Origin of the sequence: Ktedonobacter racemifer DSM 44963 (assembly GCF_000178855.1) — a bacterium.
GTDB classification, from domain to species: Bacteria; Chloroflexota; Ktedonobacteria; order Ktedonobacterales; family Ktedonobacteraceae; genus Ktedonobacter; species Ktedonobacter racemifer.
This window is the reverse complement of the sequence record NZ_ADVG01000002.1, coordinates 1174776-1197594: the sequence shown is the minus strand read 5'-3', so window position 1 is coordinate 1197594 and position 22819 is coordinate 1174776. Positions and strand designations below refer to the sequence as shown.

Sequence of the window (22819 nt, the reverse complement as noted above, 5' to 3'; positions counted from 1 at the left end):
TTATTGATCAATAGGACCAACAGCTTTGAGCTGGTTGGAAAGACAGCTACATACAATCTGGTAGGTGAACATGTATTTGCGTCGTACCTTGTCCGATTTCGACTAGTTTCATCCGTGATTCCTGCGTTTGTAAGCTATTTTTTGAATTCTGAGCCTGGACAGCGCAAATTAAAGCTTCTTGCAACTAAAGCGGTTAGTCAGGCTAATATCAATCCTTCAGTGATTAAACAACGATTATTTATTCCCATTCCCCCTCTCCCCGAACAACGCGCCATCGCCGCCGCCCTCAGCGACGTAGACGCTCTGATCGCCTCGCTCGACAAACTCATCGCCAAGAAGCGCGATATCAAGCAGGCGGCGATGCAGCAGCTTCTCACGGGGAAGACGCGATTGCCTGGGTTTAGTGGGGAATGGAAAACGAGGAGCCTTGAAGATATATTTCAGTTCTTGAGCACTGCTAATAACTCAAGAAATGACCTTTCCGGGAATGGGGATATTAAGTATATACACTACGGAGATATACATACGAAATGGAGATCATTTCTAGATTGCTCAAGTAGTGAAATTCCCTTAATTTCGAAGGAAAAAGTAAAAAATGTTCCCTTCCTAGAAGAAGGCGACTTAGTTATGGCAGATGCTTCTGAAGACTATGATGGAGTTGGCATTAGCATAGAAATAAAGAACGTTACTGGTCATAGGGTTGTAGCAGGGTTACATACTTTTCTACTTAGAGGGGATAAAACAGTATTGGCAGATGGCTTCAAAGGTTATTTGCAGTATATCCCTGATTTTAATAACGCGCTGAAGAAAGCTGCTACTGGCATTTCTGTGTATGGAATATCTAAGAACAGTATAAAAAATATATCTATTCTTCTACCAGAAATCCCAGAACAGCAAGCTATCGCTAACACTCTTTCAGACATGGACGCTGAAATTGCCGCCCTGGAGCAGAGGCGCGAGAAGACACGTGCACTGAAACAGGGTATGATGCAAGAGTTACTCACAGGGAAGACGAGGTTACTGACATGAGCACGGTCGGCCAGCGGGAACGCGCGACGCAGAATCGCGTGGTCAGGCTCTTTACAAAGCAACTGGGATACAGATACCTGGGGAATTGGCACGATCGAGTTGGCAATAGTAACATCGAGGAACCCAAACGCATCGCGCTCTACAAGTTCACCGCTGCGCTCATCCGCGCGTACGCGAATATCGCCAAAGAAGCCCAGAAAGAGCTTGAGATCAAAATAGCTATCAAGTATCAAACCTTAACCAAGGAAGAAGTAAGGACTCTTGTTGTCGATGACAAATGGCTATCTACTCTCACCTCCGACGTGCAAGGTGAACTGAACCAAATTTCTCAGGCCCTGACTAGGCGCATAAAGGTTCTCGCCGAGCACTACGTTGCTCCTCTGCCCAAACTCTCTGAAGATGTTGAAGCCTTGAGCGATAGAATAGATGAGCATTTGAGAAAGATAGGTTTTGTATGGTAATAAGTACACAAAATAGTGATGTTAAGCCAGGGTATAGGCTGACCGAGATTGGAATAATACCGGAAGATTGGAAACTCAAAACTTTTAGAGATGTTTCTAGAGTAAACCAAGGCTTACAAATCGCAATTGAAAAAAGATCAAAAAAACCAACAAATAATTCCAAAGTATACATTACCATACAGTACTTAAACAGCAGCAAAGAAGCTGAATATATCGATAATTACACTTCAGCAGTTTGCTGTGGAAAAGATGATATTCTAATGACCAGAACCGGAAATACTGGTTATATTGTTTCTGGGGTTGAAGGAGTCTTTCACAACAATTTTTTTAAAATAAATTACGATAAAGCCATTCTCGACAAGGGGTTTCTATTTTACTACCTGCACCTTAATAGCACGCAAAATATTATACTCACAAGGGCAGGGGCGAGCACAATACCTGATTTAAATCATAATGATTTTTATTCAATTCCGATTCCTGTGCCGACCAAATCTGAACAGATCGCCATTGCCAAGGCTCTAAGCGATGTAGATGTCCTGACTGCATCGCTGGACAAACTCATCGCCAAGAAGCGCGATATCAAGCAGGCTACAACACAGCAGCTTCTTACGGGAAAGATACGGTTGCCAGGGTTCGTTGGAATAAGAAACCCAGTTTACAAGCAAACCGAGGCAGGGATGATTCCAGAGGATTGGACAGTAAAGAAATTGGGTGAAGTGTGCCTTTACCAAAATGGGACATCGTTGGAAAGATACTTTAATCGAAACCAAGGACTAAATGTAATATCAATTGGTAACTACTCCATAGACGGGAATTACATAGACACTAATTCTTACATCGATTGGAAACATTACAAAGAAATCAAAAAGTTCATCCTTAATCAGGATGAATTGTGCATGGTATTAAATGACAAAACGTCAGTAGGGGCAATTATTGGTAGAGTTTTACTAATCAAAGAAGATAATAAATATGTCTTTAATCAACGATCAATGCGAATTAAACCACTTGATGAAGTTTTGCCAGGTTATTTATACTACATCATTAATAGTAATTTAATACATGATAAAATTGTCTCCTTAGCCAAACCAGGCACACAGATCTACGTTAATACGGGGGATATTACAGGTCTAGATATCCCCTTTCCACAATCTTTAGAAGAACAACAAGCCATTGCCACCATTCTTTCAGACATGGACGCTGAATTTGCCGCTCTGGAGCAGAGGCGTGAGAAGACACATGCCCTGAAACAGGGGATGTTGCAGGAGTTACTCACAGGGAAGACGAGGTTAACATGAGTACAGTTGGCCAGCGGGAACGCGCAACTCAGAATCGCGTGGTCAGGCTCTTTACAAAGCAACTGGGATACAGGTACCTGGGGAACTGGCGGGATCGAGTTGGTAATAGTAACATCGAGGAACAGTTACTACGCGCCTCCCTAGAGCAACGAGGTTACAGCAAGGATCTGATCGAACGAGCGTTGTACGAACTGAATAAGGTGGCCAAGGATCAGAATCGCAGCCTCTATGATATTAATAGAGAAGTCTATGACTTCTTGCGCTATGGTGTAAAGGTCAAGGCTGATGTCGGCGAGAATACCCAAACAGTTTGGCTGATCGCTTGGGGTAAGGATGCGCACAAGAATGACTTCGCTATCGCTGAAGAGGTCACTATCAAGGGTGAGAACACCAAGCGCCCCGATATTGTGCTATATGTGAACGGTATCGCGCTGGGTGTCCTTGAACTCAAGCGTTCAATTGTCTCGGTGAGCGAGGGCATTCGACAGAATTTGGCCAACCAGAAGAAGCTATTTATTCGCCCCTTCTTCACCACTATGCAGTTGATCATGGCAGGGAATGATACTGAGGGGCTGCGCTATGGGACCATCGAGACGTCCGAGAAGTATTACCTGACCTGGAAAGAGGAGAGCCAGGTCGAGAACCTGCTCGACCGGCACCTGCTCCAGCTCTGCGAGAAGCAGCGCTTTTTAGAGCTCATCCACGATTTTATAGTCTTCGACGCAGGCGTAAAGAAGCTGTGTCGCCATAATCAGTATTTTGGCGTCCGGGCGGCACAGGAGCGCGTGCGCCAACGCGAGGGTGGCATTATCTGGCACACCCAGGGCAGCGGCAAGAGTCTGACCATGGTCTGGCTTGCCAAGTGGATTCGCGAGCATAGGACGGATGCGCGCGTCCTGATCATCACTGACCGCACTGAGCTGGACGAGCAAATTGAGAAGGTCTTCAAAGGCGTCAACGAAGAGATTTACCGCACAAAAAGCGGGAAAGACCTCATCACCCAGCTCAACGAGACCACCCACTGGCTGCTCTGCTCGCTTATCCATAAATTCGCGGGCAAGGAAGAGGGTGATGTGAGAGGGTATATCGAGGACATCCAAAAGAACTTACCCCCTGGTTTCAAGGCCAAGGGCGACCTCTATGTCTTCGTCGATGAGTGCCACCGCACGCAATCGGGTGATCTGCACGAAGCCATGAAAGCCATCCTGCCCAACGCCATGTTCATTGGCTTCACCGGTACCCCCCTCCTGAAGAGCGACAAGAAAAGAAGCATCGAAGTCTTCGGTCCCTACATTCACACCTATAAATACGATCAGGCCGTCAAAGACAATGTTGTGCTGGATCTGCGCTACGAGGCACGTGACATTGACCAACATCTTGTCTCGCCCAAGAAAATTGATCAGTGGTTTGAGGCGAAGACCAGCGGCCTCAATGATGTCGCGCGAGCCCAACTGAAGCAGAAGTGGGGCACCATGCAAAAGATCTATAGCTCGCGCGAACGGCTCAGCATGATTGTCGATGATATTATCTTTGACATGGAGACCCAGGACCGTCTGAAAAGCGGCCGCGGCAATGCTATGCTCGTCACGGACAGCATCTATCAGGCGTGTAAGGTATACGAGATGTTCATTGAGCGAGGCTTTGACAAATGTGCCATCGTGACCTCGTATAAACCATCTCCTGCTGATATCAAGGGTGAGGAGACAGGCGAAGGCTATACCGAGAAGCTGAAGCAATACGAAATTTATAACAAGATGCTGGGCAACAAGACCCCCGAAGCCTTTGAGAAAGAGGTCAAAAAGAAATTCGTTGACGATCCAGGGCAGCTGAAACTTTTGATCGTCGTGGACAAACTCTTAACTGGCTTCGACGCACCCCCAGCGACCTATCTCTACATTGACAAACAGATGCGTGATCATGGACTCTTCCAGGCCATCTGCCGCGTCAACCGCCTGGATGGTGAGGACAAACAATATGGCTTCATCGTCGACTACAAGGACCTCTTCAAGAGCCTGCAACGCTCGGTTCACGAGTATACCTCGGGCGCGTTGGATGGTTATGACAAGGAGGATGTCGAGGGTCTCTTAAGTGATCGCGTAGAGAAAGGTCGGGAACGGCTTGAAGACGCCCGCGAGGCAATCAAAGCCCTCTGTGAGCCGGTTACGCTTCCCAAAGAGACGCTGGACTATATACGCTACTTCTGCGGGAAAGACACGGCGAATCCAGAGGAGCTAAAAGAGAACGAGCCCAAACGCATCATGCTCTACAAACTCACCGCAGCCCTGATCCGCGCCTATGCCAACCTGGCTAACGAGATGCCAAAGGCAGGGTATAGTCCCCAGGAGATTGAGGAGATCAAACGCGAGGTCGATTACTATGAAAAGGTGCGCATAGAGGTCAAGATGGCCAGCGGCGACTACATCGATCTAAAAGTATATGAGCCAGCCATGCGTCATCTCATCGACACCTATATCCGTGCCAAAGAGAGCGAGAAGCTTTCGGTATTTGACGACCTGACCCTGGTACAATTGATTGTAGAGCAAGGCGTGAATGGGCTGGAGAGTCTGCCCGAGGGGCTTCGTAAGAATAAAGAAGCCATGGCCGAAACCATTGAAAACAACCTGCGCCGGGTCATTATCGACGAACGCCCAACCAATCCTATGTACTACGACAAGATGTCAGAACTCCTCGATACCTTGATTAAAGAGCGGCAGAGTCAAGCACGAGATTACCAGGAATACCTGGAGCGCATCGCTGACCTTGTCAGGCAGGTGCAACAACCTGCCAGCGCCAGCGCCTATCCACCCTCGCTTAATACTCGCGCCAAGCAAGCGCTTTACGATAACCTGGGAAAGAATGAGCAACTCGCCATTGAACTTGATACCGCCATAAAGCGCACGAAAAAGGATAGTTGGCGTGGCAATATAATGAAAGAAAGGGAAGTGAGAAACGCGATTCGTAACACCCTCTCTAACGAGATAGAGAAAGACCAGGTTGAGAGGGAGACAATCCGCATTTTTGATATCGTCAAAAAGCAAAATGAGTACTGAGATGCACCAGATTACCATCAATGATCTCGTTGTTGACGTTGTACGCAAAAACATCAAGAATTTACATTTAGGGGTCTACCCCCCATCTGGCCGGGTAAGGGTGGCCGCGCCGCTACGTGTCAATGATGAAGCAGTTCGCCTCTTCACTATTTCGAGGCTTGCATGGATCAAGCGCCAGCAGACAAAGTTCAAGGAGCAAGAACGCCAGTCAGCACGCGAGTTTGTCTCTGGCGAGAGCCACTACTATCAGGGGCATCGCTATCTGCTTAACGTCATCTATCGTGATGCTCCGCCAGCCATCGACGTCCGCAACAAAAAATTCATTGACCTGTATGTGCGTCCTGGCAGCGATACAGCTCAGCGCGAACGCGTTCTAACCACCTGGTATCGTCAGCAGCTCAAAGAAGAGATCGCCCCGCTGGTCGAAAAATGGGAGGGCATCATTGGCGTAGAGACAGCCGAGTGGGGCGTTAAGCAGATGAAAACCAAATGGGGCACCTGCAACATTCAGGCCCAGCGTATCTGGTTCAACCTTGAGCTGGCAAAAAAGTCAGTCCAGTGCCTGGAGTACATTATCGTCCACGAACTAGTGCATCTACTCGAACGCCACCACAATGAGCGCTTCATCGCATATATGGACAGCTTCATGCCCCTCTGGCAGCACTATCGTGAGGAACTCAACCGGGCGCCACTGGGACATGAAACCTGGGATTACTGAGTCCAGAGAAAGGCCCTTAATACTCAAGGGCCTTATAGGCCTATACGCTTATCACGATCACAAAAACAGGAACCACAGTTGCTACAAATATAGTAGGTGCAAACTGGGCATTGAGCTTGTATAGCTGAAGAGATGTGGTGTGTACAGTGCCAACAGTGGCTTTCATAATCGTAACGAATCCCGGTATATAATGCCCAATGGGCTCGCTCTATTCCCAACCTAACGAGTTCTGCACGGTCCGTTGTTTCCTCCATTTCCTTGCCCAATGCCTCGAAGTTAGCTCTAGCGTTCTGTTTGCGCTTTGCATGTTCTTCTGCTTCTACCTGTGCTCTTCGCTCAGCTTCAGCTCTTTGTTGTGCTCTTCGCTCAGCGTTAGCTCTTTGTTGTGCTTTATGGGCGGCCTCTGCTTTTTCCCGTGCTCGTGCTTGTTGTTCGGCATGTATTTCTGCTAATCGGAGGTACTCTGACTCAAGGAATTGTTGAAGTTCGGCTCCATGCTTCCTATGGTTATTCGCACGTAAATCTGCATACACTTTTCGAAAGATATTGACGCCTAAGCCACTTCCCCATGAGCCAGACAATCTATCGATGTGTATGATGAGGTCACGAGGCTCTTCCCCAGTTTTCCAAAATTCGACAAGTTCATATATTACACGTTGCTCTTCAAACGGAATCTTGTCCAATTACGTATGCCTCCTTACTGAAATCGGATTTCTCCTCTACGAGAAAAAAGTTGGAGCATCAAAGTCACACCGTCACATCTTACAGAAGTTATTTGGGGTGGAGTTAAAGTTGCTGTCACACTAGCCGCAAAGTAGTTGTACGGCGACGAACGAGTGAGAAATCTGAACACAAGTGCTTGCTTTTTGGCGATGAAAGCCCCGGTCAGCCAACCGGGGCCAGGAGTCATAAAAAAACGGGTTAATTCTTTTTGAGCGTGATCACCATCGGCAAACGATTGAGCATCATCAATCCAAGTGGCAGTGTCACGATAAAGACGCAGAGGGCATAGCCGAGGCACGCCCAGAAGTAACCGAGCCACCAACCGATAAAGACGAAGTACAAGGCGCGGACTAGGAAGCTGGTCTGCTGCGTCCCACCCACGTTCACATTGACATTGCTCACCATCACGCCGGGCGCTCCAGGCATGCCGGGCTGTACTGCTACCGTCTGGACGTTGACGCTTGTTGTGTTGTTGCTTCGCGGCCTGAGCGTGAGCACTGTGGGCAGGTTATTGAGCATGACCAAGCCGAGCGGGAGCGTGACAACGAGTACACACAGCGCGTAACCGATTTGAAGCCAGAGAAAGCCGAGCCAGGAACCGATAAAGATAAAGTATAATGCTCGCACGAGAAAGCCAGGTCCGCTCTTCCCCTGGATGTTGACATTGACGTTAGAGACCATCACCGGCGCAGGTTGCATATAAGGCTGCTGAGCATAGAGTAGAGGAGCAGGCTGTCCATAGGGCTGTTGCATCATTGGTTGTTGATAGTGTGGCTGTGGTGGCTGAGGCTGCTGGACGACATATTGCGGTGCTTGCTGATAGTGTACTTGTGGCTGAGGCTGAGGCTGATAGGTTCCTTCTGGGGGCTGTTGTGGAGTATTCATTCTTTCTTCTTTCTATATATAGAGATAAAAATAAGCTTATGTAGAGGTAAACGGAAGAGTTTATCTTTTTTACAATATGAATTTACTATTACTCTGCTCTCTTCAGATCCTACTTTGCGGCTGGGGCAGCACCTTCAAATCCTCCTGTACAGTGGGCACCAGGGGCAACAGGTGGCTATAATGGTACTATCACTTCTACAGATAAGGGGACATGTCATGGGTGCTTTGGGCATAAAAGAATCCGTCGTGCTGCCCCTTCCCAAACACATCGACGTTATACGTCACGCAGCACTCCTCTACACAGAGCAATATCAGGTGGCCGTGCGCATTCAAATACGTGGTCAAGTGATGCTTCACGACAACACCATCTGTCTCATCCCGAACTGGGTATCTATCGCACAATTTGACTCGGAACTCGATCTCCTTGGCCTGGGAGATCCCGATATGACAGAGGATGACGAAAATTTGTTGTGGGTTGCCCCTCTGGATGGGGAATTTCGTCTTTCTGAGCTAGATTCAGGAGGATAGGCCAGAAGGTGATTTTTTTGCCCAATTCGACCACACACCTTTCAAAAATCTGTTGATTGTCGCAATTTCGGGATCTGGTACACTTTTGGTGATTCAGGTCGCTTGTTTCCTCGGAGCAGAAGAAGAGATTTTCATTCTGAGTTTACCTCTCTTCGCTACAATGCATTGTAAATGTTGAGAATCGGTGGGTGAAAATTTGGCAATTACGTGGGCGGTAAAACGAGCATGAGCGTGCAGGAACATGGATGTGCCGTGCAATGAGTTGCCTCTTACGGCTCTTTTGGCTCCTCCCTATTGATCGCTTACCCGCATAATTATCAAAATTTCGCCCACTGATTCTCAGCATTTACAGAGCAATGGACAGACGGAAGGCCAGATTACCCGCCTCAAGCTGCTGAAAAGGTTAGGGTATGGAAGAGCAAACTTCCAGACACTCCGTAAACGGGTGCTCTTCCGAGCTTCTTGAAGGGAGCTTCTCCAGGAGAGCATGGACCCGATTCATCAGATTGGCGGAAGAGCCACTCAATGTTGGGATTTACATGTCAATACTGTGATTTGACAACCGATTTGTCCTTGCCAGTGACGCATAAGCTGTCCAGTAGTTGGCTTGTCAAGCCAGTCGAGAACCACGCCAAAAATCGGTATAGTTCAGCTTTTGACGCATATCCGTGACTGTGGCGCGGTTTTTGACAGAATTCGTGTCCATTGGTCCATTCATGCAGAGATGAGCTATTTTGTTCGTCTCTGCATGGACTACGAGGACAGTAATTGGTTCAAACCGGACGGGATATGGTTCAAAGTGGCAAAAAGACGGTTTGTAGTCGAGCAAGAAGCATGCGACTGAATGATTCCCTCTCGAATCAGCGGCTTAGCTCTGCTGTCTCAAGTGGCTCATCAGGCCAATGAACTACTTTGCTATTTTGACCCATAAGCAGTCCAGCCAGTCATTGACCCATAAACGTTCCGATCAGGACAAAGAGATTGTCAAACCACAAATACGCCTAATTTATATTTCCCTTTTGTCTTCATAGCTAAACTGTAAATGTTGAGAATGACACATCGCCTTATGATGCTTGACAGAGGTGCGTCGTCGAAATGAGCAAAAACAACGAGATGAAAATAGTCTGAAGTGGCTGTAGAAGCCAAAAAACACTTTCTTTTTTTTGCTCAAACTGACTGCGTACCCCTGTAAACACTCATATGACGGAGTGTCTTGAGAATTGGTAGGCAAAGTTTTGACCATTCTGTGGGCGGTGAAGCTGAAACGAGCAGGAGCACACAGAAATAGGTATGCTCTGTGATGAATTGTCTCGTATAGCAAGCGCAGAAATGTTTTTATATTCTATCGCTTGTTTAGCCTCCTATTGAATGAGTAAGACACTACTCATGGAATAAAACGATTTACAGAAAAAGGAGATTGGGAAATGTCTCAGGTAATCGGGTACGCAGTGGTCGACACCGCTGGCGCATTGCTTCATAGTTCTGGTGTACAACAGGTAGATCACATCGGCGAGGGTACCTTCCACATTACTTTTGATACTAATGTAGCGGATGCCTGCCAGATCGCCTCTATTGGAGACGCTGGAGCACAGGGGTGGGTTTCTGCTTATGGTGGGGTAGTTGGCCCAAAGGTGATCGAAGTAGTGACGGGTACATACGAGAATGGGCATGCCGCTAGAAAGAATCGGACATTTCAGTTGCTACTCGTTAAGTAGCTTAGTCTATGCAAGTGTCTAGAAGGCTGGAACGAGTGGGCAATGCCATTGGCTTGCCAAGCGGAAGGAGAGGAGGGAGACTGAATCCATCAAAAGCAGGGAGGCTGCCTCGCATGGGAGTATCCCCAAAAGTGGTCCTGCGCAGCTTAAAAGAAGCAGAGCAGGGATATCTCCAAAAGATTGCCAAATTGACCAATGAACGAGTAGATGCGGTGAGAAGTACCAAAGCGCTTCTCACCGTTTCCGCTGGATCGACCTTCACCGGGGCTGGCAAGCAGACAGGCCCTCGCTGATAAACAGCGACCTAACTTGTCGAGAGCTTCAATCAGCGAGGGCTGGCAGTACTGCTGCTACTGGTTGCCGGGCGGGGACGCAAACCCCACGACATGCGCAATGAGGTAGCACTCTGTAGCAAATAAGCTGAGAGATGTGCCTCTTTGAAAGGGAAGAACGAATACATTCCCATCAAGGAGGCAGACATGATCAGTATCGCTGATGGATCGATACACATCCAAACCTGGTAAATGACCTGAAATGTGAACGGATTTTGCCCTCAAACCTGCACCTTTGCCCTCAATCTTGAGCAAGGCAACTGGTGACAGGCTGAGAATCCGCTCTACATGCAGATTGTCGCACACCGTTTTTGTAAATGCAGCGCTCATTATTCGGCGCAAGTCTGATGTTGAATGCCCGGATACATTTCCAGAACCAGCCAGTTTCAAGCCGAATGTTCGGATATGCTTCACGAAGAACAAATGCGTCTCAGGCTCTTCTCCGTGCTTTCTGGTAATCAAGGCTGACTGATTGCCTACCTTTACGCCAGCGCAATCGCATACGTTGTTATCGCTTTTATGGGCGCATTGTTCGTTGAGGCACGGAACTGGTAGACGTCACAGAAAGCGACCGTCTTCCCGTCTTTGAACTTCAGGAATCCATCGGCAGCACCATTGTATCCGTGCGTGACGATCGTCTTGATGATTAGTTCCGCAACCTCATCACTTCGCGACCGTCGAAGTTCTGTAAGAACGTCCTGTTTTCCGCTGATGCACCGGCCGCCAACGAGGTTCCAGCGGATATCGTCGGTCGTGTTGCGGGCAACAAAAGCACTGTCGTTGCTGACGGCCGCAACGAGAAAATCTTTCAGGAATAATTTCTTCGGCGCATTGCCGCAATCTTCATGAACAGTAATCGTAACCATGGTGATTCGTGTCCTTTGACTGGAAGAATTCTTGGCGTTTTTCCGCCATGATTGTTGTCATAAAATGCGCCGACATCGGCTGTAAATTTTGGAATTCCAAAATTTACAGAGAATGATGGAGAGGTGAAAAGGCATGATTGATGTACATCATTTTTACATCAAAGGCTATGCAGAAAGGTACAGTTTAGTTACCAAACATACAAGCAGGCATATGCTTCCCAGCATGAGAATTTTGCCTATCGCGCCTCTTCACCACGTGGGTTATTATAAATGGCTACCAGGTCATAGGGCTGATACTGGGAGTTATCTCTGTAGCTTTCCTCTCCATCGAGTAACACAAAAGCCCCTGGATCAGAAAGATTCTTGATCCAGGGGCTTTTGTGTTAGTGAAAGAAGTTGCCTATGCTATGAGGATTTTTCAGGCAGGCGCGCCAGTATCTGGGTGAGCAGTGTTGTATGCTGAGCAAGTATTGTTGAATGTTCGTCAAACTTCGTTTCCAGCCCACTGAGACGCTTTTCTAATGCCTCAAAATGACTCTCCATGCGCTGATCAACGCCACTGAGTCGATCATCCAGGGCTATCAGGCGCTTTTTTACTTCTCTAAGATCCTCTTCCTGAGTAGTGGTAACACCAAGAAGCATGGTAAGGCGATGATTGATCTGTCTGGCATCATACGATTGCTCAGAAGAGGTGCTTTGTGCCGCTACTTTCCTCTCATAGAGGCGTTCTAGCTGAATATCAGCAACTTTCTGCTCCAGGGCGTCTAATCGATCCTCATACGTAGACATAGGCAAGCTCCTTTCTGTCATTTATCAGTAATCTTGGCGGGTTTCTCATATAACTTGCCACGCTGCCAAGCCCGTTTAGAGGATGAGCTTTCTCTCATAACCTGGCGTAACATTAGCGCTAAAGCTTTGAAGGCTCGTTTTGCCTTTCAGCATCTCTCTCTTTGGCTTTGCGCCAGGTTATGCTCGCATAAAATCAAGCTGCTCCAGAAGTAGCTCCCGAGAGGCACGCGTTATTTTATATGAGAAAGATGAGCCGTTTCACCGCTTCTGAACAGCGTTGAATAGATGAGATAAGATGTCACGCCACTTTATGCGAGAGGCCAATCTGCTGAAAGCGCCCCTCAAGCCAATATGGACAAATTATCTGAGAGAAACGCGCCATGAATTAGAATAAACGACACTTTCTCTTGTGAAGAGTATAGCATATTTGGTATGTGTCAACTATCTGGGAACCATAAGGGGCAGAAAATGCCTGGGAGCTAGACTACGAAAGCAATCTATACCATCACAGATTTCACACCAACAAAGCACAAGGCAGATTTAATAAACCCGCTTGGAGAGACAATATAGACGTGATAAACAATATAGAAAAATGACGGCAGTTTTGACAGCAAATAACATTGTATTCTGTGTGATTTTGTGTAACATATAGGCAAATTAGAGGGCTGTAAAGGTGCTTAAAAACCAGTGTGGAAGGAAGGAAGAGGAAGCGGAAATAGATGCTTGAATAGGTTTAGTATAGCAGGATCATATGTTTTAATCAACAAATCTGAACGTGTTTCAATCAATATCTTCTATTGTGGGACCCTACACTCTGCTGCTATACTGAAAGGGATATTTCGCAGTCTTTGCTTTTACTGTACGGGAGTAAAAAACATATGACCATAGATATACATGATATTGAACAGCTTCTGGAGCAGCAGGAGCAATGGCGTCAGCGCCAGGCGATTAACCTGATTGCCAGTGAGAACACCCCCAGTGAGGCGGTGCGCCGCGTGCAAAATTCAGACTTTATGGGGCGCTACGCCGAGGGGCATCCTAACGAGCCGGGCAAGGTGAATCGCTACTATCAAGGGACGCGCTATATTGACGAGATTGAGCGCCAGGCGCGTACAGAGATCATGGAGCTCTTTAGAGCGCGCCAGGCGGATGTCCGCCCCATCAGCGGCAACGCTTCTAATACCGCCATCGCACTTGGATACTTGCGCGGTGGCGATACCGTTGTCGCCAACTCGACCGACGCCGGCGGACATATCAGTCACGGCCCGGTGGGCGTCTTTGGTCGGCGTATCCAGAATCGCGGACAGGTGCTCAAGCTGGGCAGCGAGAAGTCGGTAAACCTGCACTATCTGCCCTTGACCGAGGATCACTATCACGTCGATGCGCAGAAGACGATTGAGCTGATCGAGCGTGTCTCGCCCCAACTGGTGATCATGGGCAAGAGCCTCTTCCTCTTCCCCGAACCCGTCAGCGAGGTCGCGGCGGCTTGTCGCGCGAAGAATATTCCACTGCTGTATGATGGGGCACATGTCCTTGGCCTGATCGCTGGTGGTCAGTTCCAGGATCCCCTGCGCGAGGGGGCGACCTGGCTCACTGGTAGTACCCACAAGACCTTTCCCGGCCCACAGCGCGGCGTGATCCTGGGCAACCTGGATGAAGAGGGCGAGAAGAAGTTCTGGCCCGCTGCCGACCGTGGCGTCTTCCCAGGCTCCTCCAGTAACCATCACCTGCATACATTGCCCGCCTTGCTGGTCGCGACTCGCGAAATGAAGCTGTATGGGCGCGACTATGCCGCGCAGATCGTGCGCAATGCCCAGGCGCTTGGTCGCAGCCTCGATGAACTGGGTACGCCAGTGGAGGCCCGTGATTTTGGTTACACAAAGAGCCATATCATCGCGGTAAATGTCGCACAATTTGGCGCGGGCGTGGAGGTTGCCAAGCGCCTGGAGGCCAACGATATCATCGTGAACTACAACATGCTCCCCGGCGACGAGGATCCCCGCAATCCCTCCGGCCTGCGTATCGGTGTCTCCGAGATGACGCGCTATGGCATGGATGAGCAAGCCATGGGCGAGCTGGCGCAGTTGATGCATGACGCGGTGCATGGCCAGCAGGTCAAAGAGCAGGTCAATAAGCTGCGCGCGCGCTACACCGAGATGCAGTACGTCTAAGATCGTAAGCTTGAGGCATCCGCCGAAGCTGGCCTTTCGCGCCTGCGGCGTTCAGGGGTAAGGGGTGTTTGATGGTGGCCTGGCAAAGCCAGGTCGCCATCAAACACCCCTTACCTGAAGGCGAGCTTGCGAGCCGAGTCAGGCGTCGAAGGGGGAATTAGGAAAGCCCTGCAGGTAAAGCGGCCATTGTTTTGACTTCAACGCTCGCTTGCATTATAGTGTATAGCAACAGGAATAGTTCAGATAACGACGGCTTGTGACGCCTTCAGTAAAAATAAATAGATGCATGCCAGTTTGCGAATAAACATATGAAGATCAGCGCTCGTCAAAGTTGCCAGAGCGCATAAGCAGTACGTGACTGCTTACCCCCTGAGTGTGCGGGGAGGGCCAACGGAGGAGATATGGAGCCGCAAGAACGCGAAGATTCCGAGACATTGCTGGTGCAATTTAAACGTCTTTATATCGATGCCATGCGTGTCTTTGAGCGTAAGCTTGGGATGAGCCAGGCGCGCATCTTGATTATGAGCGAGCTACTACATGAGCGCGAGGTAAGCCAGGCAGCGTTGCAGCTACGCCTGGGGGTGGATGGAGCCGCGATCACACGGCAGGTGAAGCAATTGGAGCGCGAAGGGTATATCTCGCGGCGTGCTAACCCCAATGACAACCGCGTGTCGCTTGTTTCCCTGACGCCCCGGGGGCGCAGAGAGCTGACGGACCTGGTGAAGGCGCGCCTGGAGTTTGAGGATCGCGTCCTCGATGGCATCGATGGTGAGACGCGAATACACCTGCGCCAGGTGCTCAAGCATATCCATGGTAATATCCGCGCCCTGGACTAAGATGTGGTTAGTTTACTCGTGTGCGAGCAGCGACTTGGCCATAAGAATATCTGGTTTGCCTGGTCCATTGGCGTCGGGAATGACCCCTACAATGGTATAGCCCAGCCTCTGATAAAATTCGTAAGGATGGCGGCCCAAATTCTCTATCTGCGCGATATTTAGCCAGAGGTCGGGCAGGAGATGTTTCCCTGAGAGACTTGTGCGGCCGTCCTCGTCGTCTGTGCCAAGCATGATGGTAAGGCCATTACGCTCGCGGACGCGCTCCTCAAAATCTGCGACGAGCAAGCGCCCAATGCCCTGCCCCTGGTAGTGGGGAGCCACTACCAGGGGATGCAGCTCCCAGACGCGACCATCGTACTGGCTCTGGCCCGCGATCCAGCCTACGACCTCTCCCAACTCATTGGTAGCTACGCGGCTGATACAGTCGCCGCTAAAGGTCGCGTATATTTCTTCTTGCGCGCTCTCCAGGTCGGGCCATGCCATGGGTGAGGAGGCCGCGAAGCCATCCACCAGGATGCGCGCGGCCTGTTCAACGGATGCTTTATTATTTGCTTCCAGGTCTACAATATGAACGGATGACATAAAATATCCTCGTTATTTTTCTTGGTACTGAGCTAGCGTACGCTCCATGAGCTCGATCACGTCGCGTACCACGACCTCATTCACTTCTGGGGCGTGCGCGAACTCGCATAAGCTGATAAGATCCAGCAGCTTAATGCAGCGATGCCAGTCTGGTGGAAGTACGCCTCCTTGCACCTGGTAGCCGCGCAGAAACTGACTCACAAAGGCCTCGGGCATCCGGTGTTCATAGCGCAGCATATTCGCAATATCGGTCAGCGGCGAGCCCGCGAAGGCGAATTCCCAGTCCAGGACCGCGCTCACCTCTCCCTCGTGTACAAGAATATTGATCCCCTTAAAGTCTGAGTGGACCAGCGCCGCCGTAGGCGGAAGCGCGTCGAGATAGCCATGTTGCGCTTCGACAAAGTTCCAGAGGCGCTGGCTAAGCTCTGGCCCCAGGCGCTCCTGAGTTGGTCCCGTGGTCAGGAAATGGCGTATGAGTTGCAGGTATGACTCATTGCCAGTAAAGGGCTCCACATCCAGGCCAGGACCAAAGAAGCCTGCCTGGGGGAAGGTGAAGCTGCCAATCGCAGCCAGGGCGCTCCCGACCGCGTAGCCATAGCTGCTCTGCTCCCTGGCGTCCCCTTTCTCGATAGCATCGCGTAGGAGGATACCCTCTGCCCAGGTCATAATGGTATATGGCCAGGCCAGGTGCTGGCATGAGTCATCGTGATAGAGCATGCGTGGAACGGGAACCCGTCCCTGTATAAGCTGATAGAGATCCCAATCCTTCTGACTGCTGGCCTGGTCGCGTCGGTATACACGTAAAACAAAGGGCTCATCAAGCCCGGCAAGCGTCAGTTTGTAGTTGGTGTTACAGTGGCCCTCCGTCAATAGCTCCGCCCCGATGACCTGGTGCCCGGGGAAGGCGGGGCGCGCCAGCGTGTTGATTGTTGCGAGATCTAACTCCACAAGTGCCTGGCGGCGTCCCCAATCTTGTTCTAGCATCGTGTATCCTTCCCTTGCTTGCTAGGAAACAGCCTGTTCGGACTGCTGGTACTGCTGGAGCAGATCCAGGAGCCACTGCTCATCATGCACAGGCACCTTGGCCTTCTGGGCCTTCGCCAGTTTTGAGCCAGCATCCTCGCCTGCGATCAGGTGGCTAAGCGACTTGCTGACGCCTGAGGCGATTGTACCGCCCAGAGCCTTAATGGCCTCTTCAGCCGCTGTGCGCGTCATAGTGTTTAGACGACCTGTAAGCAGGAAGCTTTGACCCGTAAGCGGACCTTCAACATGCTTACGCTCTTCACGCATATTGAGGCCTGCCGCGCGCAGGCGCTCGATTAAGGCCTGGTTCTCCTCTTGCTGGAACCACTGTGCTACGCTCTGTCCAATCTTGGGGCCAATGCCAGGTACTTCGTTGATCTGGGCTTCGCTGGCGGCCATAAGCGTGTCCATATCGCCAAAGGCGTCTGCCAACAACTGGGCCGTCTTCTCGCCAACATAGCGAATATTTAAGCCGAAAAGCAGGCGTGAGAGCGGGCGTTGCTTGCTGGCCTCGATGGCGTTGAGCATGTTGTTCGCGCTCTTCTCCTTGATGCCCTCTAGTTCGAGCAGGTCATCGCGGGTTAGATGATAGAAGTCGGAGACGCTCTGGAGATAGCCTGCCTCCATTAACTGCTCGCAGGTCTTCTCGCCAATGGTATCCATATCCATCGCGCCCTTGGAGACGAAGTGCGTAAAGCTCTCAAAGTTGCGGGCTGGGCATTGTAGGTTGGGGCAGTAGGCCATGGCCTGATCGGGGATGCGGATGATGGCCGTGCCGCAACGGGGGCAATTCTCTGGTAGGTGATAGACCTCTTCGCTCCCGGTGCGCTTCTCCATGACGGGCTTAACGACCTGGGGAATAACCTCGCCTGCACGCTGTACCAGCACCCAGTCGCCCACGCGCAGGTCTTTGCGCTGAATGTCCTCTTCGTTATGCAGTGATGCGCGTGAGACAGTCACGCCACGAATATTGATGGGTTCAAGCTCCGCCCAGGGATTGACCGAGCCGGTGCGCCCAATATTGACTTTGATGTCGAGCAGGCGCGTCGCGACCTGAATGGGAGGGTATTTGAAGGCGATGGCCCAGCGTGGATCGCGCGCTACGACACCTAGCTCCTCTTGATGGGCCAGATCATTGATCTTGATGACCACGCCATCGATCTCGTAGGGGAGGTTAAAGCGCTCGTGTTCCCACTTGTTGCAGAAGGCCATGACCTCTTCAAGTGTGTGCGCCAGTTGCACATGCGGATTGAGCGGGAAGCCCCATTCTTTGATGAGCTGGAGTGTCTCCCAGTGGCTCTGGATGCGCATGCCCTGTACATAACCAATCTGGTAGCCAAAGAAATCCAGGTTGCGTGTGCCTGTGATGCGGGGATCTTTCTGGCGTAGTGAGCCAGCCGCTGCGTTGCGTGGGTTAGCGAAGAGCTTATTCTCGGCCATCTGCTCATTGAGCTTCTCAAAGCTCTGCGTTGACATATAGATCTCGCCACGCACCTCAACCTTCTCGGGAATGGGGGCTGCGTCGTGCAGCTTCTGGGGAATGCTGCGAATGGTGCGTACATTAGGGGTCCAGTCTTCGCCTACCAGGCCATTGCCACGTGAGGCACCCATTGTCAGGCGTCCCTGGTCGTAGGTGAGGGCCATCGCCAGACCATCAATTTTGAGTTCACAGACATAGGTAAAAGTGGCGTTGGGCAAAATATTCTGTGCGCGCTTGTACCAGTCATAGAGCTCTTTCTCGCTGCGGGCGTTGGCGAGGCTCAGCATTGGCACCGGGTGGCTATATTGCGCTACATCCTGCAAGGGACCCGCACCCACGCGTTGCGTCGGAGACTCAGGGGTCACTAGTTCGGGGTGTTCGCCCTCAATACGCTGTAGCTCAATCATGAGCTGGTCATACTCGGCGTCGGAAAGGGTGGGATTATCCAGCACATGGTACTGGTAGTTGGCCTCCTCAATCTGGTGGCGTAGCTCGGCGACGCGTTTGGCGAGTCTCTCCTCTTCCGTCTGGCCAGCGTGTTCTAAGAGGCTCTCTGACTGATCATTCGCCTGGTCTTGCTCGGATATGGTCTGCTCTTCATCCATGGCTCTCGCTCCTGATAAAAAATAGCGTCTGTGGGAAATGTCTGTGGGTTGTCTACATATCTATTCTTTTTAAAAGGCCTGATAGTGGAAGACTTCAGGTGCGCCTTCGAAGAGCCCGGTGATATGACTGCGCCATTGGGGAAAGAGGGGGCCTTCGCGGAAATCGACGGTGTGAGCCTCAAGCGTGCTCCACGAGTTGGTGACCATAAAGCGCCCTGGCTGCTCAATGCAACGCGTAACATGCGCGGAGATGCATTCCGGATGCTGGCGAATAACGTCCAGCCCACGAATAATACCCTGGGCCAGCTCTTCTTCTTTCCCAGCAACCGCCGTAAAAATCGCGATCTCTGTTATCATAAAACCTCCTCCATGGGAAAAACTCCTCAAAATATTCATAGTATATATTGGTATATTGGGCCTCGTAGCCAGGGCAAGGTCCTGACCTATCCTATCACGGAATGCAAGCGGGTGGTAGTCGCAAAAATGCTTAGCTGATGCACTTTTGAAACCGGGCAGGAGGTGTAGTGTGCGCTGGCCCGCTACTGGCGTATGCGGCTACTTGCACGTATCACACCTCCTATCAGAACTAATTGCACATGGCATGCGCGTTAGCTACCCCGGGAGTCGTTCCAGTCCTGTTGGAATGTTTGCTGGAGCGTATTGATCACGTTGCCATCGGCGATGATTACTCCAAGTTCGCGGTTACGCTCAAATGAGGCCGTGGAGATGTTCTCTGATCCCACAAAAGCCTTCTGGCTGTCTGCAACCATCATTTTGGCATGCATGTACAGTTTGCTGGACTCGCGAACCTTGACGCCACCATTCGTGATTGTGTCAATACCTTGCTGATTGCTATCACTACCCGATTGGGGCTGTGGCAAGACGACCTGGACCGCGACGCCGCGCTTGACGGCATTGATCAGGGCCTGTTCAACCTGCTGATCCTGCATTTCTTCCGCCTCGACGATGAGTGACTTCTGCGCTCCGTTGATGAGCGAGAGGAAGGCGTCACGCGAGTTGATCGGGCTGACCACGAGGTTTGAGCCATTGACCTGCACATCCTTGCGGTCCCAATCGGCATTGAAGATATCAATCGCTCCCTGGACATCCTGTGCGTTGGTATCAACAATGCCATATTCGCGGTTGGTCGTGCTGGAACTGCCGCCCAGGGCCGAGAGGGTCATGTTAGCTGTGAGGATATAGGCAGTCTTCCCATCGATGATCATGCCCATGTAGCAAAAAAGCATATAGCCAGATGGCTAGAGATATAGGCTTACTTGAGAGTTATGTAACGCGCCTTGTCGCTAGTTTCTTTTTGCCAGCGTCAACCTTTAAGCGATTAAGCGGCAAACGAGACGATAGTTGCATCATATACAGTATTCTTGCCTCATTAGGCATCGGTTGCGACATATGCCCCCAACGCCATAAATGGTCAGGAGAAATACATACCTATAATAGAATTTGTTAATTTGTCTATCAGTGCTCCATAAACTGGTGTCTATAGACGCATAAAAGGTGTGCTATAATTCACCTGTAGAAAATAGGCAAGGAGATATCTAATTTCTATGACAGAGAATCTTAATGCATCTGGTTCGGCGACAAATGCAGGGATTGATTATCAGCAGCGTGTAGCAGCTTGGTTATTGGTTGCTTTATTATTTGGGAAAGATATATCAAGGGATTTTGGCGGTTTAAATAATAATTCTCCAATAAAAAATGTGGCATTTGAGACAAACGACAGTGTCGACGATTTAAAAGCTGAATTAAATGACAAAAGTGTTGTTTATCTACAGGTTAAGAGATCAATAAATCTTTCTACCAATGTAAATTCTGATTTTCATAAGACTATGAAACAGTTTATAAAACAATTTGTTTCTCATAAGCACTCAAAAAATTATTTCGTTCTAGCAACCTCTTCAGATACCTCCTCAAAAGTATCAAAAGATTTATTTAAAATTCTAGAAAGCATTAGATTAAACCCACATTCCGCAGGGTAATTGACAGAAAAACGGAAATTGGATAAGGTAGTCTCAGCACACGCAAGGAGCAGACTCTCGATGCAGCAGGCTGAAGATTACCAGAACGAACGTTTGGATCATCTGGGAATTGTCGCAGGTATTTGCCAGGAAATAGGGCTGGCAGCCTGGTTGGACGCGCGGGCTCCTACCCAACAGCGCACGGTGAGTTACGGAACGGCCACAGTTGCCATGATCCTCAACGGATTGGGCTTTTCCAATCGACAGCTCTACCTGGTTCCTCAATTTTTTGAGCACAAGCCAGTCGCCCACCTTTTGGGGGCAGACATCAGCGCGGACATGCTCAATGACGATTGCCTGGGCCGAACCCTTGATTGGCTCTACGAGCAGGATGTGACCACCTTGTTTGCTGGCATCGCCCATCAAGCCCGTCACCGTTTTGGGGTGAAAGCCAGGCATCTGCATGTGGATACGACCTCCTTCTCGGTCAATGGAACCTACGGCAACGAGAACGAGCAAGTCATTGCCATCACCCATGGCTACTCGCGTGACCATCGCGAAGATCTCAAGCAGTGGATGCTGGCTCTTGCTACCACGCATCAGGGGGATATCCCTCTCTTTTTGCAGCCCCTTTCGGGCAACAGCAGCGATAAAGGGAGCCTGATTCAGGTCATTGCTGATCTGCATACTCAATTGCAGCAGCAGGAGCCGCAAGAGACGCCCATCTACGTGGCTGATAGTGGCCTCTACAGTGCGCACAACATGCACCTGCTCAATCAAGCCAACGTGCAGTGGATTAGTCGGGTTCCTGAAACCAGCAAAGAGGCCAAAGCGGCACTCAGAGAGGCTGAGGAGGCGTGGACGCCGAGCGCTGATGGTCAACGGCAGATGGTACGCTTGCAGATGGAGTTGGAGCAAGGACCAGAACGCTGGATCGTCGTTCGAAGCGCCGATGGCATCAAGCGTGCGTTGCAGACGGCTCGCAAGCAGGCCGATAAGCAACTGGAAACCTGGAGCAAGAAACTGTGGCATGTGAGTACCAAGTCGTTTGCTTGCCAAGAAGACGCACAACAGGCCTGGCAAGCCAGCCTCAAAGGGATCCCTGAGTGGTTGGACGTCTCGATGGACATCACGAGCCAGGCGGTCTTTCTTGGGCGAGGCCGTCCAGCTCGTGATGCCGAACCAACGGGACGGCGCTGGAGTGTTACGGGCAGGGTCAGCCTCAATGAAAGCAAGCTGTTGGCGTACGCAGAGCGTAAAGCCTGTGCGCATTGTTGCCAGCAATATGATGGATGATGCTCAGGTCTCCAACGAGGAGGTGATCAGCCTGTACCTGGAGCAGGGCAGCGTGGAACGAGGGTTTCGTTTCCTCAAAGATCCCTTGTTCCTGGCCTCCTCGGTCTTTGTGAAAAAAACGGAACGGATTGTGGCGTTGAGCTTGATCATGGTGCTCGCGTTGTTGGTGTACCGTCTGGCAGAACATCGTTTGCGTGAGCAATTGGCAGCAACGGGGCAAACCATTCCCAATCAAGTCAACAAGCCCACCGACCGACCGACGATGCGCTGGGTCTTCCAATGCTTTGAAGGCGTTGAATTGTTGCACATCCGCACGACAACCCGCACGCAGTCGGTCGTTCTGCACCTTCAGCCGCTGCATCGACAGATCCTTTCTTTGCTGGGGCCAGCTTCTCAACAATTCTATTTTTTCTCAGATTAAAACTGCGGAATGTGGGGTGTATCCTTAGATAATTTGGA

Annotated in this window: 21 protein-coding genes and 2 pseudogenes; 13 read left to right on the top strand and 10 right to left on the bottom strand. The window is 50.3% G+C overall.

Annotated features, from left to right (window positions below):
- Nucleotides 1-3: 3 nt before the first annotated feature.
- The 6 genes and pseudogenes from KRAC_RS79615 to KRAC_RS21455 all read left to right on the top strand — a co-directional run.
- Nucleotides 4-270: pseudogene (locus KRAC_RS79615) on the top strand (restriction endonuclease subunit S domain-containing protein); the annotation flags it as partial.
- A 90-nt stretch (nucleotides 271-360) separates the two neighbouring features.
- Complete coding sequence (locus KRAC_RS21475; protein ID WP_420795827.1) at nucleotides 361-1029, top strand: restriction endonuclease subunit S; 669 nt, start codon at nucleotides 361-363, stop codon at nucleotides 1027-1029.
- Nucleotides 1026-1490, top strand: a complete 465-nt coding sequence (locus KRAC_RS21470) for a hypothetical protein (protein WP_040443981.1) — start codon at nucleotides 1026-1028, stop codon at nucleotides 1488-1490. The genes KRAC_RS21475 and KRAC_RS21470 overlap by 4 nt, the downstream gene beginning before the upstream one ends.
- Nucleotides 1484-2785: a restriction endonuclease subunit S gene (locus KRAC_RS62155; protein WP_007910680.1), complete on the top strand. Its 1302-nt coding sequence runs from the start codon at nucleotides 1484-1486 to the stop codon at nucleotides 2783-2785. Before KRAC_RS21470 ends, KRAC_RS62155 begins: the two co-directional genes overlap by 7 nt.
- Nucleotides 2782-5835 (top strand): type I restriction endonuclease subunit R, encoded by a 3054-nt coding sequence (locus tag KRAC_RS21460; protein WP_007910679.1) that lies wholly within the window; start codon nucleotides 2782-2784, stop codon nucleotides 5833-5835. The genes KRAC_RS62155 and KRAC_RS21460 overlap by 4 nt, the downstream gene beginning before the upstream one ends.
- The gene (locus tag KRAC_RS21455) at nucleotides 5825-6553 is read left to right on the top strand and encodes a M48 family metallopeptidase (RefSeq protein WP_040443980.1); all 729 of its coding nucleotides are present in this window, start codon (nucleotides 5825-5827) and stop codon (nucleotides 6551-6553) included. The genes KRAC_RS21460 and KRAC_RS21455 overlap by 11 nt, the downstream gene beginning before the upstream one ends.
- A gap of 32 nt (nucleotides 6554-6585) precedes the next feature.
- On the opposite strand, the gene KRAC_RS21450 is transcribed toward KRAC_RS21455, so the two are convergent.
- Nucleotides 6586-7236: a cell envelope integrity TolA family protein gene (locus KRAC_RS21450; protein WP_007910677.1), complete on the bottom strand. Its 651-nt coding sequence runs from the start codon at nucleotides 7234-7236 to the stop codon at nucleotides 6586-6588.
- A 238-nt stretch (nucleotides 7237-7474) separates the two neighbouring features.
- Nucleotides 7475-8161, bottom strand: coding sequence for a YccF domain-containing protein (locus KRAC_RS21445; protein WP_007910676.1), 687 nt, complete (start codon nucleotides 8159-8161; stop codon nucleotides 7475-7477).
- Between the two features lie 216 nt (nucleotides 8162-8377).
- Between KRAC_RS21445 and KRAC_RS21440 the strand changes: the two genes are divergently transcribed.
- From KRAC_RS21440 to KRAC_RS21430, 3 genes are all read left to right on the top strand, one after another.
- The gene (locus KRAC_RS21440) at nucleotides 8378-8689 is read left to right on the top strand and encodes a hypothetical protein (RefSeq protein WP_040443979.1); all 312 of its coding nucleotides are present in this window, start codon (nucleotides 8378-8380) and stop codon (nucleotides 8687-8689) included.
- Between the two features lie 1424 nt (nucleotides 8690-10113).
- Nucleotides 10114-10404 carry a hypothetical protein gene (locus KRAC_RS21435; RefSeq protein ID WP_007910674.1) on the top strand — a complete coding sequence of 97 codons (291 nt, stop codon included), beginning with the start codon at nucleotides 10114-10116 and terminating at the stop codon, nucleotides 10402-10404.
- Between the two features lie 113 nt (nucleotides 10405-10517).
- Nucleotides 10518-10697, top strand: coding sequence for a hypothetical protein (locus KRAC_RS21430; RefSeq protein ID WP_007910673.1), 180 nt, complete (start codon nucleotides 10518-10520; stop codon nucleotides 10695-10697).
- Between the two features lie 57 nt (nucleotides 10698-10754).
- Here KRAC_RS21430 and KRAC_RS71490 read toward each other — a convergent pair whose 3' ends face one another.
- From KRAC_RS71490 to KRAC_RS21420, 3 genes are all read right to left on the bottom strand, one after another.
- Nucleotides 10755-11198: a hypothetical protein gene (locus tag KRAC_RS71490; RefSeq protein ID WP_157506920.1), complete on the bottom strand. Its 444-nt coding sequence runs from the start codon at nucleotides 11196-11198 to the stop codon at nucleotides 10755-10757.
- Between the two features lie 20 nt (nucleotides 11199-11218).
- Nucleotides 11219-11602 (bottom strand): hypothetical protein, encoded by a 384-nt coding sequence (locus tag KRAC_RS21425; protein ID WP_007910672.1) that lies wholly within the window; start codon nucleotides 11600-11602, stop codon nucleotides 11219-11221.
- 405 nt (nucleotides 11603-12007) lie between these two features.
- Complete coding sequence (locus tag KRAC_RS21420; protein ID WP_007910668.1) at nucleotides 12008-12391, bottom strand: hypothetical protein; 384 nt, start codon at nucleotides 12389-12391, stop codon at nucleotides 12008-12010.
- Between the two features lie 878 nt (nucleotides 12392-13269).
- Between KRAC_RS21420 and KRAC_RS21415 the strand changes: the two genes are divergently transcribed.
- The gene (locus tag KRAC_RS21415; protein WP_007910666.1) at nucleotides 13270-14562 is read left to right on the top strand and encodes a serine hydroxymethyltransferase; all 1293 of its coding nucleotides are present in this window, start codon (nucleotides 13270-13272) and stop codon (nucleotides 14560-14562) included.
- Between the two features lie 401 nt (nucleotides 14563-14963).
- A complete protein-coding gene (locus KRAC_RS21410; protein WP_007910664.1) occupies nucleotides 14964-15398 on the top strand; it encodes a MarR family winged helix-turn-helix transcriptional regulator in 435 nt (144 codons plus the stop codon).
- Nucleotides 15399-15410: 12 nt separating this feature from the next.
- Here KRAC_RS21410 and KRAC_RS21405 read toward each other — a convergent pair whose 3' ends face one another.
- The 5 genes from KRAC_RS21405 to KRAC_RS21385 all read right to left on the bottom strand — a co-directional run bounded on the left by KRAC_RS21405 (nucleotide 15411) and on the right by KRAC_RS21385 (nucleotide 20320).
- The gene (locus KRAC_RS21405; RefSeq protein WP_007910662.1) at nucleotides 15411-15980 is read right to left on the bottom strand and encodes a GNAT family N-acetyltransferase; all 570 of its coding nucleotides are present in this window, start codon (nucleotides 15978-15980) and stop codon (nucleotides 15411-15413) included.
- A 12-nt stretch (nucleotides 15981-15992) separates the two neighbouring features.
- Nucleotides 15993-16964, bottom strand: coding sequence for a phosphotransferase family protein (locus tag KRAC_RS21400; protein WP_007910660.1), 972 nt, complete (start codon nucleotides 16962-16964; stop codon nucleotides 15993-15995).
- A 21-nt stretch (nucleotides 16965-16985) separates the two neighbouring features.
- Complete coding sequence (gene ligA, locus KRAC_RS21395) at nucleotides 16986-19088, bottom strand: NAD-dependent DNA ligase LigA (protein ID WP_007910658.1); 2103 nt, start codon at nucleotides 19086-19088, stop codon at nucleotides 16986-16988.
- A 69-nt stretch (nucleotides 19089-19157) separates the two neighbouring features.
- Nucleotides 19158-19445: a putative quinol monooxygenase gene (locus tag KRAC_RS21390; RefSeq protein WP_007910656.1), complete on the bottom strand. Its 288-nt coding sequence runs from the start codon at nucleotides 19443-19445 to the stop codon at nucleotides 19158-19160.
- Between the two features lie 251 nt (nucleotides 19446-19696).
- Complete coding sequence (locus KRAC_RS21385; protein WP_157506917.1) at nucleotides 19697-20320, bottom strand: phospholipase D-like domain-containing protein; 624 nt, start codon at nucleotides 20318-20320, stop codon at nucleotides 19697-19699.
- Between the two features lie 333 nt (nucleotides 20321-20653).
- Between KRAC_RS21385 and KRAC_RS21380 the strand changes: the two genes are divergently transcribed.
- On the top strand, nucleotides 20654-21085 hold the full coding sequence (locus KRAC_RS21380) for a hypothetical protein (RefSeq protein ID WP_007910653.1): 432 nt from the start codon (nucleotides 20654-20656) through the stop codon (nucleotides 21083-21085).
- 60 nt (nucleotides 21086-21145) lie between these two features.
- Nucleotides 21146-22781 (top strand): annotated as a pseudogene (locus tag KRAC_RS21375) (IS1634 family transposase).
- Nucleotides 22782-22819: the final 38 nt, after the last annotated feature.